Genomic DNA, 17463 nt, shown 5'->3' on the forward strand with positions numbered 1-17463 from the left:
CGATGGCGGCTGCAACGACACGTAGAAAATCGTCGACCTTCGAGCGCGTGGCGCGCGGCCCTCTGCGGCTGCTCACGCACTTCGGCGGGGCGGAAATCGCAGAGAAGCTTCGCCTGCGCGGGCCCGCGACGAAAATCCTCTACCACGGTGCCAAGACGGGCATGCGCGCGGCCACCACGGCGGCGAACGCCATCTCGCAGATCGGGAAAAAGCCTGCGGCGCGCTTGAAGCCGTCGGCCGGCTCCGCGCTCTTCGATCCGACGCCGACCGAAGAGCAAACCTTGATGCGCGACACGATGCGGCGCTTCGCCGACGAGGTGCTGCGCCCGGCCGCCCACGCCGCCGACGAAGCGACGAACACGCCCGATGCCATCTTCGAACAGGCGCACGCCCTGGGCCTGGCGCAGCTGGCCATCCCGGAAGCGCTGGGCGGCATGGCCGAATCGCGTTCGCACGTGGCGGGTGCGCTCATCGCCGAGCAGCTGGCGCGCGGCGACATGGGCCTCGCCCTGGCCATCCTCGCCCCGCTCGCCGTGGTCAATGCCCTCGTCGATTGGGGCACCGCCGAGCAGCAGGAGATCCACCTCGCACCCTTCCTCAAGGGCGAAGCCTTCGTGCACGCCTCCCTGGCGCTGCTCGAGCCGCGCCCCCTCTTCGACCCGATGCAGCCGCGCACCGGCGCCGTTCGCTCGAACGATGGCGGGTGGGTCCTCCACGGGGAAAAATCGCTGGTGCCGCTTGCCGAAAGCGCCACCCTGTTCGCCGTGGTCGCCGACGTGCGCGGCCGCGGACCGCAGGTGTTCCTCGTGGATCGCGCCACACAAGGCCTCACCGTCACACGCGAGCCCGGCATGGGGCTTCGCGCTGCGGGGCTCGGGCGCCTTCGCCTCGACGGCGCACGCGTTCCCTCGAGCGCCTTGCTCGGCGGTGATGGCGGAAGCTTCGACATCGGCACCTTGGTCGATCGCGCGCGCATCGCCTGGGGCGCGATGGCCGTCGGCACGGGGCAGGCCATCCTCGATTACGTCATCCCGTACTGCAACGACCGACAAGCGTTCGGCGAGCCCGTGTCGCACCGTCAATCGGTCGCATTTCTCATTGCCGACATGGCCATCGAACTCGAGGGCATGCGCCTGCTCGTGCATCGCGCGGCCAGCTTGGCCGAGCGCGGCACCGGCGTCGCCCGCGAGGCCGCCTTGGCGCGCACGCAGTGTGCGACCAAAGGCATGAAAATCGGCACGGACGGCGTGCAGCTGCTCGGCGGGCACGGCTTCGTCAAGGAACACCCCGTCGAGCGCTGGTACCGCGATCTGCGGGCCATCGCCATCGTCGAAGGCGCACTTTCGGTCTGAGGGAACGCGAACATGAACCTGGAAATCCCGAAAAAACTCCGCCCCATCGTCGAGCAGGCGCGCCTCGTCGCCGAAAACGTCTTCCGCCCCATCTCGCGCAAGTACGACACCGCCGAGCATGCGTACCCCAAGGAGCTCGACATGCTCGCCGCGCTCCTCGACGGCATGAACGAGGGCGGCGGTCGCGCCTCCGCGAGCAACTTGAACCGCGACGACGGCGCACGCGATCCCTCCGCCACCACGAAGAACGGCGGCAACATGATCGGCGTCCTCGGCATGATGGAGCTCTGTTGGGGCGACGTCGGGCTGGCGCTCACCATCCCGCGGCAAGGCTTGGGCAACGCGGCGGTGGCCGCCGTTGGCACGCCGGAGCAAAAGGAGCGCTTCGGCAAAGCCTGGGTGGCCATGGCCATCACCGAGCCGAGCGCCGGCTCCGACTCCGCCGCCATCCGCACCACCGCGCGCCTCGACGGCGACGAGTGGGTCCTTCAGGGCGAGAAGATCTTCGTCACCTGCGGCGAGCGCGCCGACGCTGTCGTGGTGTGGGCCACGCTCGATGCATCGATCGGACGCGCGGCGATCAAGTCGTTCTTGGTGCCCAAGGGCGCGCCGGGCATGAAGGTCGTGCGGCTCGACAAAAAGCTGGGCATCCGCGCCTCGGACACCGCCACCATCGTGTTCGACGACTGCCGCATCCCCAAAGAGAACATCCTGGGCAGCCCCGAGATCGATACGAAGAAGTCGTTCGCGGGCGTCATGAAGACGTTCGACAACACGCGCCCCATCGTCGCCGCCATGGCCGTCGGCGTGGCCCGCGCCGCACTGGATCGCACCAAGGAGATCCTCGCGCGCAGCAACGTCGTCGGGCGCGACGAGCGCCCCGGCCCCAACGCCAACGCCGTCGAATCCGAGCTGCATCGCCTGGAGGCCGAGCTCGAAGCCGCGCGCCTGCTCACGATGAAGGCCGCCTGGATGGCCGACAACGGCATCCCCAATTCGCTGGAGGCCAGCATGGCGAAGGCCAAAGCCGCCCGCGTGGCCAACGAGATCACGCTCCGCTGCGTCGAATGGTGCGGCAGCGTGGGTTACGGCGAAGGGGAGCTTTTGGAAAAGTGGGCGCGCGATTCGAAGATTCTCGACATCTTCGAGGGCACCCAGCAGATCCAGATGCTCATCATCGCGCGCCGGCTGCTCGGCAAATCGAGCGCAGAACTTCGTTGAGTCCGAGGTGGCGCCTGCTTGAAAAAGTTCACGGCGCCGCCTACGTCTTGACGCGACATGTCGAAGCCCACGTTGCTGTTCGATCTCGATGGGACCCTGGTCGATACGGATCCTCTGCATTTTCAGGCCTTTTGCGCGATGTTGGGCGAGTGCGGCGGGCCAGAAATCGATCTCGCGTATTACCAGAAGCACGTCATGGGCGGTGGTGTCCGCGACATCTTTGCCCGGTTGATGCCCCAGCACACGTACGCGGAGCACGTGGGCTTTGCCGGGCGCAAGGAAGCGATCTTTCGCGAAATGGTGGCAACCCCCCCCTCCGGGGGGGGAATCGGCCAGAACCCGAAGCACGGGCGGGGGGGAGCCGCCGGGGGAGCCGTAACGGCAGCCGTAACGGGATCCATCCTCCAGCCCACCCGAGGCCTCCTCACACTGCTCGATTGGGCCAAGTCGCAAGCGATCCGTTGCGGCCTCGTCACCAATGCGCCGCGTGAAAATGCCGGCCTGATGCTCGAGGTGCTGGGCATCGCGCAGTACTTCGAGACGATGGTCATCGCCGAGGAGCTCGCGCACACCAAGCCGCACCCGTTGCCGTACCTCACGGGCTTGAAGGAGCTGGGCGTCTCCGCCGACACGGCGCTGGCCTTTGAGGACTCGCGCTCGGGCGTGCGTGCCGCCACGGCCGCGGGCATCCGGACGGTGGGTATCCGCTCGTCGCTGTCGGACCAAGCGTTGCGCGATGCGGGGGCCGCCTACGCGGTGACGGACTTCGAGGATCCCGTGCTCTGGGCCGAGTTGCGCGCGGCCGCCAGCGGCTATCGACAGGTCCGCGAAACGTCAGTACAAAATGGCGGATGATCGGTGTCATCGGCGGCAGTGGGCTGTATCGGATGGACGACATCGCGGATGCGCGATGGGAGAACGTAACTTCCCCGTTCGGGGCCCCTTCCGATGCGCTGCTGTTCGGGCGCTTGGCCGGGCACGACGTCGTGTTCCTGCCGCGCCATGGTCGCGGGCACCGCATCCCGCCGACGGACATCAACGTGCGCGCCAACATCGACGTTCTCAAGCGCGCAGGGTGCACGCAGATCCTCTCGCTCACGGCGGTGGGCAGCCTTCGTGAGGAGCTTCCGCCGGGCACGCTCGTCGTGGTGGATCAATTCATCGACCGCACCTTTGCGCGCGTAAAGTCCTTCTTTGGCCCGGGCTTCACCGGGCACGTCTCGCTGGCGGAGCCGGTCTGCGGGCGCATGGGCGACGCCACCACGGAGGCCGCGAAGTCGCAGCGGATTCCGGTGAGCCGCGGCGGCACGTACATCGTCATGGAGGGTCCGCAGTTTTCGACGCGGGCCGAGTCGGAGTTGTACCGCTCGTGGGGTTGCTCGGTCATCGGCATGACGGCCATGCCGGAGGCGAAGCTCGCGCGCGAGGCGGAGATGTGCTTCTGCACCGTGGCCATGGTCACCGATTACGACTGCTGGCACACGGCCCACGGCGCGGTGACCGCGCACGCGGTGGCCGAGGTGATGGCCGGCAACGTGACCCACGCGCAGAACCTGCTGCGCAATGTCGTGCCGGCCCTCGCGGGCGTGGGCACGTGCGATCGCGGTTGCCACACGGCGCTGGAAGGGGCGGTGATGACCGCACCGGAGATGTACGATCCGGCGCTGGTGAGCAAGCTGGATGCCGTGTGCGGGCGCTTTCTTGGGAAGGGGAAAAACTGATGGGACGAGAGCTTTTCGGTAAGGGGCCCGATGGAGAGGACGTCCATCGTTACGTGCTGTCCAACGATGCGGGCGTCTCGGTCGACGTCATCGGCTACGGCGCCACCATCACGGCGGCGCACGTGCCCGATCGCACGGGCACGAAGCGCAACGTGGTGCTCGGCTTTTCGTCTCTCGCGCCGTATCTCGGACCGCACCCGGCGCTGGGCGCGGTGATGGGGCGCTTTGCCAACCGCATCGCGGGCGGCAGGTTCACCTTGGACGGCACGGTGTACAAGCTGCCGATCAACAACAATGGGAATACGCTCCACGGCGGCAAGCGCGGGTTCGATCGCTACACCTGGCGCGAGGTCGAGTTCGACGCTTCGAGGGCGCGCCTGGTTCTCGGGCATACGAGCCCGGACGGCGACGAGGGCTTCCCCGGCACCCTCGACGTGCGCGTGACGTACACGCTCACCGCGAAAAACGAGCTGTGCATCGATTACTTCGCCACCACGGACAAGCCCACGGTGGTCAACCTCACGAACCACGCGTACTTCAATTTGTCCGGCGAGGGCACGGGCGACATCCTCGATCACGAGCTGGTCATCTTCGCCGACAGCTTCGCGCCGGTGCATCGCAACCAGATCCCCCTAGGCGAGCTCCAAGACGTGACGGGTACGCCGCTCGATTTCCGCCAGGCCACGCCCATCGGCGCGCGCATCCGCCAAGGGCACGAGCAACTCGTGCGCGGCATGGGCTACGACCACTGTTACTTCCTCAAGAAGCCCGCCGGTACGCCCGCCGATCAACCGATCCACGCGGCGCGGGTGCGAAGCCCGAAGACGGGCATCGTGCTCGACACGTACACCACGGAGCCCGGTGTCGAGTTCTTCACCGGCAACGTCTTCGATGCGACCCTCGTGGGCCCGAGCGGCTCGGTCTACCGCCAGACCGATGGCCTCTGCCTGGAGACGCAGCACTTCCCCGACTCCCCGAACCAGCCCGCGTTTCCCTCGAGCGTGCTGCGCCCAGGCACGCCGTTCACGAGCCGCACGATTTACCAATTCGGCGTGTCCGACTAGTGGCTGCAACTCACGGATTGTCAGGGATCCGAATGTTTGGCCGTCTTGCGTAGGAATAGAGCTGCCCGATCCCTAGCAACACAAGCACGGTAAGAAGACCCACTAGCGCCAACGCCCCCGCGATCGCGGGGGTTTGACGAAACGCGCGCCAGCGCCAACGGTGCCGTCCCGCCATGAGCTCGGAGACGCGGCGTTCGAGCGCCACGTGCTCGCGCTCGAGACGTTCACACCGTGCGCGCAACATCGGCGCGTTATCGCGAGGATCCGGGTGCACGATACTCGTCCATTGGGACTTGGACATCGTCCGGGGTTCCGAATTTCCCGTCCGCCCCCGCGCTGATCACGATGGTTTCGTCGTCGTCGCATTGGATGCGCAACGTCGTTCCCCACTCATCGATATACCGGGTGCTCGAATCGAGTTGACGATCGGCTTTCAGCTGTTCCACGCTAGGGCACGCGTCGCTCGCCGTCGTGCGCCAGAGCTGCGCCGCCTGCCGCGCCTTGGCCGCAATCGAGCGCGTCGACACGCGTTGCGCATGGCCAAATTGTCGCTCGCACTCGAGCACCGCGATGCCACAAACAACGACCACGAGCGCCACCGGCCATGCGATGGCAACGGTCCGACGAAACGCGTACCAGAACCACCGACGCCGTTCGGCCAGGAGCTTGGCGATTCGGCGTTCGAGCCTCGCATTGTCGCCTTCGAGGCGCGCGCATCGTGCGCGCAAGGAGGGCGCGTCGTCTCGATAAGCAGACTCCATGTGGCGAATGTAGCATCGGGATCCCCGCTTCTATTCCGTTGGAGACTCTAGAGGCGCGTCTCGCGAAGGATCCGCGAGGATACGACGCGGGTGGCACGAGCACCGATGTTCTCCACGCTGCACGTGCCCTCGACCATGAGCTTCACAATGTTCGCGGACGCCAACGCCGCGCTGCCAGAATGGGAATCCATATCGACGCGGTCGCCCTTCACGGCCGGGTGCATTTCGCACACTTTGTTGCGGTGGCTCGCGGTAACCCCCTTCAGCGAGACCCCCACCTCGTTGCCGAGGGCGGTGGGCGACACGCCGTCCGGGTATTGCTCGCGCGCCTCGACTTCGACCGCGACGCGCAACCCCTTGGCGCCGGAAGGAATGCGCACCTGCTTGCGGGCGAGGTGCGCGCGAATGGCGTCCACCAACCGGGTCCAACCCTGAAAATCCGTGCTCGCAGAGAGCAATTGAACGTGGAGCCCGCCGGACGACTCCACCACGACGTCGAACGTCGCCGTTCCCACGATGGGGGCGTCCGTGGTGCGTGCCGCGGCCTCGATGGCCAGTTTGACGGGGCCGCCGCGGCCCATTCCGAGTTTCACGTCTTGCTGATCGAGGGCCTCGACCAGACCTCCCGTCGTCGACGGACGCTCGTCGGCGGGAACGTCGATTCTCGCGCCGCGATCCAACGCGAAACCCGTCACGACACGGGATGGCTCGTCGAAGGGTGAGAAGGTCCACGCCTCCCCCGCAGGCGCCACGAGGCTACGCGCCTCGTTCTCGTGCGGTGCACCGCGCTCGGGTGCAATTCGACGCGCAGGCGACGCGGCGTGCGTTACCTCGGTTCCGGACGTGGCGCCGGGGAGTGGAATCGCGCCGGGTTCCAAGTCCAAAAAGAACGCTTCGCCGACCTCCATTGGTTCGGCCAATTCCAATGCAGCAGGGCACGATGCGAAGCCTTTCCAAATGGCAAATAGCACCGCGGTGTGGACACCACACGCCAACGCCAACGAAACACGTCCAATTCGGTCCTGCAGGATTCGCATCGCCCGTAGACGACGGAACCCGCAAGCCAATGGCTTTCATTCCGCAAATGACCATTTGTGATCTCGCCGAAAGACGTCGCCTTGCGCCATCGCCCCAACACCGCAATAGTCTCACCGTGTTGGACGAAACGAACCGCACTCGACGGAGGAAAAATGCACCGGGGAGCGCGGGCCGAGATCTGCTGCTCACACCCGAGAACCTCGTCGCGAATACCGTCGTCGCCATCCACCATCTCTTCGGGCACGGCGCGACCAAGGACGTGCATGGCTCGCCCATTCCCATGGGTCTGCGCCAGCCCTTGGGAACTCAGGAAGGAGATGGCTACTGGGACTTTTTCCACCCCGCACCGTACGTCATGTTGTCCATCACGGATTGTACGTACAGGGCTCCCCATTGGACTCCCGTACAGGGCGAGAATGTGTTCAAGGTCCGCCTCGTATGCTCGGGTAAGTTGCTCGACGCCGACGGAAATCCCATCGTCACCGGTCCGGGGATGTTCAATTCGTACCATCCATGCGGTGTCGATTCGGGCTACTTCATCGATGCCGGCGCTCCGACGAAATTCATCGTCCTCCATTTCTTTCCCGAGGCCATTTCCGAAACCTTGGGCTTGTCCATGGACGAACTCCCGAGCTTCCTGGCGAAACCGCTGATGGGAATGGAGTCGGAGATTGCGCGTGACGTGGGCCCTTTGAGCCCGGCTATGCTCGAGACGGCGCGCGAGGTGTTCGAGTCCCGCCACCTGTTCTCGGGGGGATACCAGCGCAACTTTTTACGGGCCAAATGCCTCGAAATTCTCACACGCGTGACCAGCGAGGCGAGAGATGCCGAATTTCGAGAAGGAGCTGTACTCGAATTCAGCGCGCGGGATCGCCAAGCCGTGGCCGATGCTTGTGAACACCTCGCGCTTCATTACGGCAAACCGCCATCGATTCGCGCACTCGCGCGCCGTGTGGGGATGAGCGGAACGCAATTGAAGCAAGCCTTCAGGCATCTCACCGGCACCACGATCTATGCCTTCGTGCTGGACGTGCGGATGCGCCGAGCCTCCACCATGTTGCGCGCGGGGGAGCATTCGATCAGCGAAATCGCCTATGCCGTCGGCTATTCTTATCCGGCCAACTTCAGCCTTGCGTTCAAACGGCACTACGGATTTCTGCCCCGCGCGTTGAAGCCTCGGCACCGAGGCTGAACGTGCATTGGCCGTCGTCGCGCAATGTTCTTTGGGCCGATGCCATGATTCCTGGGGCGCGGGCAGTGCTATCGAATGGGGCGTGAGTATCCGATCCGTATTCTTCCGAGCCGCCGCCGTGATCCTGGGAATGGGCTGCGTGTCCAGCCAGCCGAGCGCAGGGAATGGTTCCAGTTCCGAAACCAGGTGGTACCTCACCAACGTGACGGTGCTCGACGGCACCGGAGCGGCGCCCCGTGCAGGAATGACCATCGTCATTTCGGCGCAGCGCATCGTCGACATCGTGCCCAGCGATGGTCGACCACCGACGTCGGATGGCACCGTCGTGGATGGCCACGGACGGTTCGTCATGGCGGGGCTGTGGGACTCTCACGTTCACGCCCTGAACAACGATGCCGACGTCCAACTTTACATTGCCATGGGCGTCACGGGCGTGCGCTACATGTGGGGCTTCCCCGAGATGCATGTCTGGCGCTCGGAGATCGATGCGGGCAAACGATTGGGCCCCCGCTCGCTCATCGCCAGCCCGATCTTCGATGGAGTGCCCGTCTTCCACACAGGCTCCGTGGGCATATCGAACGAGGCGGAGGCTCGCACCGCCGTTCGGCAGGCGAAGAGCGAGGGCGCCGATTTCATCAAGGTTTACTCCTTTCTGACACCAGCAAACTACTCGGCCATCAGCGACGAAGCCTCCAAGTTGGGACTTCCCGTCGCCGGACATATTCCTGATCTGGTACCGGCGGGAACGGCTTCGGCTGCGGGACTGCGCACCGCCGAACACCTCTATGGCATACCCGAGGCAACGTCGAGCCGGGAAGCGGACGCACGTGGACTGCTGGCCGCCGCCCTCGAGGATTGGAGCAAGCTTGCGAGCCCCACGCCGGCGGAAAGGGCCGCGTTTCTTCGCCGCCGCGAGGCGGCAACCCTGCTGGCCGCGCGCTCTTATGACGAGAGCAAAGCCTCGGCGTTGTTCCAGCAGCTGAAAGACAACGGCACCTGGCAAACGCCCACGTTGACCGTGCTTCGCGCGACGGGGCTCTTGGATGGGAAGGTGGGGGATGCGAATGGCCTGCGCTACGTCCCTCCGCGCTTGCTGGCATTTTGGGAAGGCTTCATCGCCAATTTTCGGGCGTCGCACGGCGAACAGGGCGTGGCGGAGGCCAAGGAGCTCTACGAGCTTCAGCTTCGCCTCACCGGCGCCATGCATCGCGCGGGGGTCGGGCTCCTCGCCGGCACCGACGTGGTGAATCCATACTGCATCGCCGGCTTCGGATTGCACGACGAGCTGGAGCTGCTGGTCCAAGCGGGGCTGACGCCTATGGCCGCGCTGCAAACGGCGACGGTCAATCCGGCGCGGGCGTTCGGCCTGTCGGATTCAATGGGAACCGTCACCGCAGGCAAGGTGGCCGACTTCGTCGTGCTCGATGCGAATCCGCTCGACGACATCCGCAATACCCGAAGCATCGACGCGGTGGTCGTGCGCGGGCGGCTCATTTCCCACGAGGAGCGTCAGAAGATCTTGGCCGACGTGGAGGCTCGGGTTCATGCGCCGGCAGACGCAGGAACGAGTCCTCAGGAGCACGAAGGGCCTTAACGGAGGTCGACGATGGCGTCGGCGACCTGCTCGACGCTGTCGACACGCGGGACGTCGGGGTATAGGCCGGGGTAGTGCAGGAACGGATCGAGGAGCGCGGTGCGGATGCCGGCCGCGCGGGCGCCGGCCACGTCGGTGGCGAAGGTGTCGCCGAGATGCAGGGCGCGATCCGGTGAGATGCCGAAGGCCTCCGTCGCGAAGGTGAAGATGCGCGGATCGGGCTTGGCCACGCCCACGACGCCGCTGTCGACGACCCGGTCGAAACAGGCGAGGATGCCCAGCTCCTCGAACAGCGCGGCAAGCCGCCCTTCCGAATTGCTGATGATGGCCACCTTCACGCCGGCCGCACGAAGTCGCGAAACGGCGGCGGGAAGGCCCTCCGGCACGCGCGAGTACAAATTGAAGCGCAGATGCTCCGCCCAGAGCGCAGCGAGAAGCTCGGGCACGCGCACGCGGGGGATGCGGCCACCGAGGGCCAGGATGGTACCCATCACCTTGCCCCACTCGGCGCCGCCGGGTTCACCCTGGTGGGCCCACTCGAACGCGACGACCTCGCCCGATCCATCGCCGGCGAGCCCTCGCTTGGCCGAGCCCTCCGCCTTCACCAGCTCGGAAAGCTCGACCTCCACACCGCGCGATTCCAAGAATCGCGCGATGCGGGCATGGTCGAGAAAAACGACCGTGTTGCCAGCGTCGAGGCACAGAAGATCGACGCGCTCGACGAGGGCGCGATCGATCACGTGATCGAGAGAAGCTTCGACAGCGGCGTGTACTCGAGCTTGTGCGCTTGCGCGACCGGCTCGCAGGTCACGTGACCCTGGTACGTGTTGATGCCCTTGGCCAGCGCCGGATCTTCGCGAACGGCGGCGACGAGGCCCTTGTCGGCGATCTTCACGGCGTACGACGACGTCGTGTTGGTCAGCGCCCACGTGCTCGTCTGCGCCACCGCGCCCGGCATGTTCGCCACGCAGTAGTGGACGACACCGTGCACTTCGTAGGTCGGGTTGTCGTGCGTCGTCGGACGGCACGTCTCGATGCAGCCGCCTTGATCGACGGCGACGTCAACGACGACCGAGCCCGGCGTCATGCGGCCAATGAGCTGCTCGCTCACCAGCTTCGGCGCGGCCGCGCCCGTGACCAGCACGGCGCCCACCACGAGGTCCGCGCGGGTGACCGCTTCTTCGATGTTCGTCGGGTTCGAGTACAGGGTCTCGATCGCGCCGCCAAACACGTCCTCGAGGTACGCCATCGTGTGGGCGCGAACGTCGAGCACGGTGACCTGCGCGCCCATGCCGATGGCGATCGTCGCGGCATTCTGACCGACGACGCCGCCGCCGAGGATGACCACGCGGCCGCGGCGCGTACCCGGCACGCCGCCGAGGAGAACGCCCTTGCCGCCGTGCTCCTTCTGGAGGCACATCGCACCGACCTGCACGGCCATGCGACCGGCCACTTCGCTCATCGGGCGGAGCAGCGGCAGCGAACCGTCGGCGAGCTCGATGGTCTCGTAGGCGACGCCCGTCACCTTCGACTTCACCAGCTGGCGCGTCAGCTCCGGCTCGGGGGCCAGGTGGAGGTACGTGTAGAGAACCAGCCCTTCACGGAAGAAGCCGTACTCCGCGGGGAGCGGCTCCTTGACCTTGACGACCATCTCCGCACTCCACGCGTCCGCCGCCGTCGGAACGATGGTTGCGCCTTGCGCGACATACTCGGAATCCTTGATGCCGCTCCCCTCCCCCGCCCCTTTTTCGATGAGGACTTTGTGACCGTGCGTGGTGAGCATGCGGACACCAGCGGGGGTCATGCCAACTCGATACTCGCGGGTCTTAATCTCTTTCGGGACGCCAACAATCACGGGAAAACTCCTTTTGCCGCGGCCAAGTCTTTCGGTCTTAAGAGCGGCGGCGCGGACAGTATTCGAAATTCGATGCGTCGGCGAGACGCCAATGCATGAAGCAACGCGTTACCCGTGCTAGTCACGGCAACGCGCCGCGTACCCCTCCGATCTTTGGCTCGGGAAAACCCTACTCGTGTACTCCCTCGTTCGTCCGCTTCTGTTCACACTCCCGCCCTCCCAGGCTCACGCCTTCGCCATGGCCGCGCTTGCCCCCGTCGAGCACGTCGCCCTGTTTCGAGGGCTCACGCGGGCGATGTTCGGCGTCCATCGGCCCGAGCTCGCGACGCGCACGATGGGGCTCGATTTCGCGAACCCCGTGGGGCTCGCGGGGGGCTTCGACAAGAATGCGCGGCGGGCTCGTGCGCTCGCGGCGCTGGGCTTCGGGCACCTGGAGCTTGGCACGGTCACCGCGCACGCGCAGGCGCCGAATCCCACGCCAAACCTGTTTCGGTTGCCGCGCGACCAGGCGCTCATCAACCGGCTCGGCTTCCCCAACGACGGTGCGGATCCCGTCACCGCGCACATCGAGCGTGTGCGCCCCGCGATCCCCGTGCCCATCGGCATCTCCATCGGCAAGTCGCGCGTGGTGCCGCTGGATCCCGTGGAGGGGGTCGTGGCGGATTACCTGGCGAGCTTCCGCGCCGCCCGCGGAAAGGCGAACTTCGTCGTGGTGAACGTGTCGTCGCCGAACACCGCCGGTCTTCGCGCCATGCAGGGCCAGGAACTCGCGCGCACCTTGTTGGGCGCATTGGCCGCGGAAAACAAGGCGGGTGCGCGCGTGCCGCTGCTCGTCAAAATCGCGCCCGATCTGAGCGACGACGAGCTGGAAGCGCTGCTGGCCGTCGCCGGCGAATGCGAGCTCGACGGCGTGGTCGCGACCAACACGACCATTGCCCGCACGGGCCTCGCCACGGACGCCGCCACCGTCGAGGCGATCGGCGCCGGGGGCCTCAGTGGGCCGCCTGTTCGGGCACGCGCCCTGGAGATCGTCCGACGTGTTCGCGCGCGACTGGGCCCCGCGCGCACGGTCATCGGCGTCGGGGGCATCGACTCGACCGAGCACGCACTGGCGATGATGCGCGCGGGCGCAAACCTCGTGCAGCTCTATACCGGCTTCATCTACCGAGGTCCGGGGGTCGTGCGCTCCATCGCGCGCGGCCTCGCCGACGCGGTCACGCAGGCCGGCGCCACATCGCTGGCGGAGTTCACGCGGGCGTCGTGGCCATCGACGTGACGACCTCCTTGAGGCATTGCGCAAAGGCGCGCACCCGCGGGCTGATGTCGCGCCGCGACGGATAAACGAGGTACGCCGGCGCGATTTCCGCGCCCCACCATTCGGGCAGTAGATGCACCAACGCACCGCCCTGCATCTCGGCAGCGCAAAGGTGCACCGGCAAAATGGCGATGCCCGCACCGTCGAGGGCTAGCCGTTTGAGCAAGGTCATGCTGTCCGAGCTGACCAGCGCCGACCGCTCCTTCAGCGCCTTCACCAAAGGCAGCCCCAGCACGCGCCGCCCATCCTTGCCGATAAAGGGCAGCACATCGTGCGACCCGAGATCCGCGTGCCGCTCGGGCCTGCCGCGCGCCTGGAGGTAGCGCGGGCTGGCGAACAGCCCGAAGGGCACGTCGCCCAGCTTGCTCGCCACGCGTCCGGCGCTACCTGGATCGCCACCGCGGATCGCCAGGTCGACGTTGTCGGCCACGAAGTCCACGACCCGGTTCGTGAGCAGCACGTCGAAGCGCACGCGCGGATGGCGCGCATGGAAGGCCAAGATGGCGCGGCTCAAGATCTCGTGCGGGTACTCGGCCGGCGCCGTCAGCCGGATCGACCCCGAGAAACGACGCTCCCCGCCGCCGGCGTCCGCCGCGAGCAGCGTCTCCACCGCCTCCGCGACCGTCGCATGGTACGCGCGCCCCGCGTCCGTGAGCGCCACCTTCCGCGTGGTGCGCCGCAAAAGCCGCACACCGAGATGCGTCTCCAACGCGCCGATGCGCGCGCTCACCGTGGAGCGAGGGATCTCCAGCGCGCGCGCCGCTCCCGCGAAGCTGCCATGGCGCACGACCATGACGAAGGCCAGCGCCTGATTCAGGTCCAGCATTGTCCATTCCGTTGGTCAGTGCAGGCAATGAGCCGCCAATGCCGACGCCATGCGCGGCGCCTTACATCGTCTCGAGAAAGGAAGGACACCATGATCACCCGTTGGGGATTCATTTACCTCGGTCCGGGCTCCGATCCGGTCGCCGATCGCATCGACGTCGAGCGCGGAGGCCTGCGCACCACCATCGTCCCCGTGCCAGATGCCGAGGGCGCCGTAAAGGCCGCCGTCGAGCTGGTCGACGCCGGAGCACAGCTCATCGAGCTTTGCGGTGCCTTCGGCCCCGTGGGGGCGGCCCGAGTCCTCGAGGCCACGGGCGGCCGCGTTCCCGTCGGATGCGTGGCCTACGGCGCCGAGTCCATCCCGATGCTGGCCGCCGCCATCGCGTGACTGCGGTCAGGGACTCGGAAGAACGCGCGCCAGGATCGTTTTGACGATTTCCTCTTTGCGGTCGTGCACGAACTCGGGCGAGCGCACGTCGACGGACCAGAGGGTGCGCACCAGGCGCTCGTCCTGCACCGTGATCCACACCAGGGCGAGCGTCGAGATGCAGAGGTGCCGCGGGTGCACGTCGCTCTTGAGGTAACCCTTCTGGATCAACGCCTCGATCAACCCGACGACGGCGTCGAACACCGGCTTCGTCTTCTCGTGCATCACCTTGCGGATCAACGCATCGGGCACATCATCGGGGATGTCCCCATCGCTCGCCGCCGCGGAGGCGTGCCGCATGATGGCGTACACCATGCGGTGCTTCACCGATTGCCACATGAGCAAGTCGACGAACGCGCGCACCAACTCGGGGATGCGCGTCGCGTCCAGCGGCTCGGTGAATCGGTGAACGACGTCCCAGCTCTCCAGGCTCATCGCGTCGAGCGCGCGCTCGATGACCTCGCGGTAGAGGCCCCGCTTGTCGTCGAAGTAATGATGAATCAAGGCCTGCTGCACGTCGGCCGAGCGCGCAATTTGCCCAAGCCTGGCCCCGTCGTATCCTTTTTTCGCAAACTCGACTTCGGCGGCATTCAAGATCCGCTGCCGCGTCTCCGCCGCGTTGCGTTCGCGGCGCGACGGGGCCGCGCCGGATCCCGTTCCGGCGTCGGCAACGCGGAGCGCTCCTGAGCTTCTACTGTTACGCACTCGGATCCCAACTCTCGTATTCGATGACCCCCAGCTCCTCGAAGCCGCGTCGAACGTACGGCGTGAGGAGGCCGAGCCGTTTGACGTTGGGGACGATCTTGGTGAAGAGCAGCTTGCGGAAAAACTGCATGGCTTCGCTGCGTTCGGACAACTCCTCACATTCCTTCTGAGGCAATCCCAACCGCTCGTACACCTCCTGGCCCAGGAACCGGTCGCGCAAAAGCCGCGAGCCTTGGATCACGAAGTCTTCGCGATCGCGCAGCTCGTTCGGGGGCATGTCCTTGTACGTGTCCTTGAGCGCGAGCACACCGAAGGCCACGTGCCGCGATTCGTCCTGCATGATCATGTGGGTGATCTGCTTGATGAGCGGCTCGTTGCTCATCTGATGGATGAACCCAAACGCCCCGAGCGCCACGCCCTCCACGAGGATCTGCATGCCCAAGTATTTGAAGTCCCACCGCGAGTCGGTGAGAAGCGTATCGAGCAGTTGCTTCAGATACGGGCTGATCGGATAAACGAGCTCGTACTTCTCGCGAAGGTAGCGGTCGTAGACCTCCACGTGGCGAGCTTCGTCGAACACCTGGGCGGCGGCGTAGAACTTCGCCTCCGAGGTGGGGGCACAGTTGACGATCTGCGACGTTGCCAAGAGCGCGCCCTGTTCGCCATGGAGGAAGTTCGAAATCATGTAACTTGCCATGTGGCGCCGCAGGTTCGGGATGCCCTTGTCCCGCTCCAGCTTTTCCCAGATGTGCGTGCCATAGAGCGGGCTCATGGTATCCGGGAAGTACGGCCCTTCGGGATCGACGTTCGTGTCCCAAGGCAGATCCTTACTGCCATTCCACATCAAGTCTTTTGATTTCTCATAAAGAACTCGTAAATCCAGCCGCGAGGTCGCGTAATCCCATGTGTAGGACATGGGAAAGGCAACTTCGATTTGCTCGATCCCATGAGGGCCTTCCTTCGCGGGCTTGGCGCTGTCTTGCGCGATGCGGGCGTAGGCGGTGGGGCCATGCGAATCGGTCGGGTTCGGCACGTTGCTCATGGATGCCTCCTCAATTGATTTTTTGATCAATTGCCCGCCGGAGTCAAGCTACAGCGGAAAAAGGTGGGATACGCGCGCGACCGGAGGGACGCCGCGGGCCTCCATGCTACAGATGGCGGCCATGCCTGACTTTTTCGATCTCTCCCGGCACCTGACCCCCGAAGAGCGAGCGATCCGAGACACGGTCCACGCCTTCGTCGATGCGCGCGTATTGCCGATCATCGGCGAGCACTTCGAGCGCGGCACCTTCCCGACGGAGCTCACCAAAGAGATTGCCGACTTGGGATTGCTAGGGTGCAATCTACAAGGATATGGCTGCGCTGGTTTGAGCGACATCGGCTACGGGCTCGTGATGCAAGAGCTCGAGCGCGGCGACTCCGGCGTGCGCAGCTTCGCCAGCGTGCAAGGCAGTTTGGTGATGTACCCCATTCATGCCTTCGGCTCGGAAGAGCAAAAAGAGCACTATTTGCCAAAGATGGCCAAAGGCGAAATCATCGGCTGCTTCGGATTGACCGAGCCGGATTTCGGGTCGAACCCCGCAGGCATGCGCACCGTGGCCATCGAAGACGGCGACAGCTACGTGCTCAATGGCACGAAGCGCTGGATCACAAACGGCAACGTGGCCCAGGTGGCGCTGGTTTGGGCGAAGGTCGGCGGCGTGAACGGTGAGGTTCACGGCTTCTTGGTCCCCACCGACACGCGCGGCTTCGAAGCGCGCACGATCCACAAGAAAATGAGCCTCCGCGCCAGCGTGACCAGCGAATTGATTCTCGAGGACGTGCGCGTGAAGAAGGACGCCATCCTGCCGGGCGTGCGCGGCATGAAGGGGCCGCTTTCGTGTCTGACGTCCGCGCGCTTCGGCATCGCGTGGGGCGTCATCGGTGCGATGCAAGCCTGTTTCGATTGCGCGTTGGACTATTCGAAGCACCGCGTCCAATTCGCGGGCAAGCCCATCGCCTCGCATCAATTGGTGCAGCAAAAGTTCGCCGAGATGCTGACGCTGATCTCGAATTCGCAATTGCAGGCGTTGGAAGCCGCGCGCCTGAAGGCCGAGAAGAAGATGCGCCCGCAGCACGTGAGCATGATCAAGCGCCACAACGTGCACGCCGCATTGCAAATCGCCCGCACCTGCCGCGATATCCTCGGCGGTAATGGGATTACCCTGGAATATCCGATCATGCGGCACCTGTGCAACCTCGAGACGGTCTTCACCTACGAGGGCACGCACGACGTGCACACGCTGATTCTCGGCCAAGACGTCACGGGCATCGCCGCGTTCGAATGATCGCAGTTTGAGGTCGTCCCGGACAGGGCGAAACTGTCCGGGACAGGGGGCTGATGCGGCGTTTCC

At 65.6% G+C, this 17463-nt stretch carries 17 protein-coding genes; 10 read left to right on the forward strand and 7 right to left on the reverse strand.

From position 1 onward, the window contains the following. Positions 1 to 2: 2 nt before the first annotated feature. Genes LVJ94_43165 through LVJ94_43185 form a run of 5 tightly spaced genes read left to right on the forward strand, consistent with a single transcriptional unit; the run spans position 3 to position 5358 of the window. Positions 3 to 1352: an acyl-CoA dehydrogenase family protein gene (locus LVJ94_43165; protein ID WXB03694.1), complete on the forward strand. Its 1350-nt coding sequence runs from the start codon at positions 3 to 5 to the stop codon at positions 1350 to 1352. Between the two features lie 12 nt (positions 1353 to 1364). Beyond that, complete coding sequence (locus LVJ94_43170) at positions 1365 to 2573, forward strand: acyl-CoA dehydrogenase family protein (protein WXB03695.1); 1209 nt, start codon at positions 1365 to 1367, stop codon at positions 2571 to 2573. 57 nt (positions 2574 to 2630) lie between these two features. Beyond that, positions 2631 to 3428, forward strand: coding sequence for an HAD-IA family hydrolase (locus LVJ94_43175; protein ID WXB03696.1), 798 nt, complete (start codon positions 2631 to 2633; stop codon positions 3426 to 3428). Beyond that, a complete protein-coding gene (locus LVJ94_43180) occupies positions 3425 to 4294 on the forward strand; it encodes an S-methyl-5'-thioadenosine phosphorylase (GenBank protein WXB03697.1) in 870 nt (289 codons plus the stop codon). The genes LVJ94_43175 and LVJ94_43180 overlap by 4 nt, the downstream gene beginning before the upstream one ends. Then, positions 4294 to 5358: a galactose mutarotase gene (locus tag LVJ94_43185; GenBank protein ID WXB03698.1), complete on the forward strand. Its 1065-nt coding sequence runs from the start codon at positions 4294 to 4296 to the stop codon at positions 5356 to 5358. The genes LVJ94_43180 and LVJ94_43185 overlap by 1 nt, the downstream gene beginning before the upstream one ends. Before the next feature lie 251 nt (positions 5359 to 5609). Here LVJ94_43185 and LVJ94_43190 read toward each other — a convergent pair whose 3' ends face one another. Together LVJ94_43190 and LVJ94_43195 are read right to left on the reverse strand one after the other, a co-directional pair. Further along, positions 5610 to 6119 (reverse strand): hypothetical protein, encoded by a 510-nt coding sequence (locus tag LVJ94_43190; GenBank protein WXB03699.1) that lies wholly within the window; start codon positions 6117 to 6119, stop codon positions 5610 to 5612. A 47-nt stretch (positions 6120 to 6166) separates the two neighbouring features. Then, positions 6167 to 7027 carry a hypothetical protein gene (locus tag LVJ94_43195; GenBank protein ID WXB03700.1) on the reverse strand — a complete coding sequence of 287 codons (861 nt, stop codon included), beginning with the start codon at positions 7025 to 7027 and terminating at the stop codon, positions 6167 to 6169. A 245-nt stretch (positions 7028 to 7272) separates the two neighbouring features. On the opposite strand from LVJ94_43195, the gene LVJ94_43200 reads away from it, so the two are divergent. Both LVJ94_43200 and LVJ94_43205 read left to right on the forward strand, forming a co-directional pair. Beyond that, positions 7273 to 8349, forward strand: a complete 1077-nt coding sequence (locus LVJ94_43200) for an AraC family transcriptional regulator (GenBank protein ID WXB03701.1) — start codon at positions 7273 to 7275, stop codon at positions 8347 to 8349. Between the two features lie 82 nt (positions 8350 to 8431). Continuing rightward, complete coding sequence (locus LVJ94_43205) at positions 8432 to 9943, forward strand: amidohydrolase family protein (GenBank protein WXB03702.1); 1512 nt, start codon at positions 8432 to 8434, stop codon at positions 9941 to 9943. Here the strand turns inward: LVJ94_43205 and LVJ94_43210 are convergent. Both LVJ94_43210 and ald read right to left on the reverse strand, forming a co-directional pair. Beyond that, positions 9940 to 10683, reverse strand: a complete 744-nt coding sequence (locus LVJ94_43210; protein WXB03703.1) for an HAD-IA family hydrolase — start codon at positions 10681 to 10683, stop codon at positions 9940 to 9942. The genes LVJ94_43205 and LVJ94_43210 overlap by 4 nt on opposite strands. Further along, positions 10680 to 11798: an alanine dehydrogenase gene (gene ald / locus LVJ94_43215; protein WXB03704.1), complete on the reverse strand. Its 1119-nt coding sequence runs from the start codon at positions 11796 to 11798 to the stop codon at positions 10680 to 10682. Before ald ends, LVJ94_43210 begins: the two co-directional genes overlap by 4 nt. Positions 11799 to 11973: 175 nt before the next feature. Between ald and LVJ94_43220 the strand changes: the two genes are divergently transcribed. After that, positions 11974 to 13074: a quinone-dependent dihydroorotate dehydrogenase gene (locus LVJ94_43220; protein WXB03705.1), complete on the forward strand. Its 1101-nt coding sequence runs from the start codon at positions 11974 to 11976 to the stop codon at positions 13072 to 13074. Here the strand turns inward: LVJ94_43220 and LVJ94_43225 are convergent. Then, positions 13046 to 13939, reverse strand: coding sequence for a LysR family transcriptional regulator (locus tag LVJ94_43225; protein ID WXB03706.1), 894 nt, complete (start codon positions 13937 to 13939; stop codon positions 13046 to 13048). The two genes, LVJ94_43220 and LVJ94_43225, sit on opposite strands and share 29 nt — an antisense overlap. Positions 13940 to 14029: 90 nt before the next feature. Between LVJ94_43225 and LVJ94_43230 the strand changes: the two genes are divergently transcribed. After that, entirely contained in the window at positions 14030 to 14326 is a 297-nt protein-coding gene (locus tag LVJ94_43230; GenBank protein WXB03707.1) for a DUF6506 family protein, read from the forward strand. 6 nt (positions 14327 to 14332) lie between these two features. Here LVJ94_43230 and LVJ94_43235 read toward each other — a convergent pair whose 3' ends face one another. Continuing rightward, positions 14333 to 15070, reverse strand: coding sequence for a TetR/AcrR family transcriptional regulator (locus LVJ94_43235; protein ID WXB03708.1), 738 nt, complete (start codon positions 15068 to 15070; stop codon positions 14333 to 14335). Next, the gene (locus tag LVJ94_43240; protein WXB03709.1) at positions 15063 to 16112 is read right to left on the reverse strand and encodes a ferritin-like domain-containing protein; all 1050 of its coding nucleotides are present in this window, start codon (positions 16110 to 16112) and stop codon (positions 15063 to 15065) included. Before LVJ94_43240 ends, LVJ94_43235 begins: the two co-directional genes overlap by 8 nt. A 121-nt stretch (positions 16113 to 16233) precedes the next feature. Between LVJ94_43240 and LVJ94_43245 the strand changes: the two genes are divergently transcribed. Next, positions 16234 to 17397 carry an acyl-CoA dehydrogenase family protein gene (locus LVJ94_43245; protein ID WXB03710.1) on the forward strand — a complete coding sequence of 388 codons (1164 nt, stop codon included), beginning with the start codon at positions 16234 to 16236 and terminating at the stop codon, positions 17395 to 17397. The last annotated feature ends 66 nt before the right edge of the window (positions 17398 to 17463 follow it).

The sequence above is a fragment of the Sorangiineae bacterium MSr11367 genome (assembly GCA_037157805.1).
GTDB lineage: Bacteria > Myxococcota_A > Polyangia > Polyangiales > Polyangiaceae > Pendulispora > Pendulispora rubella.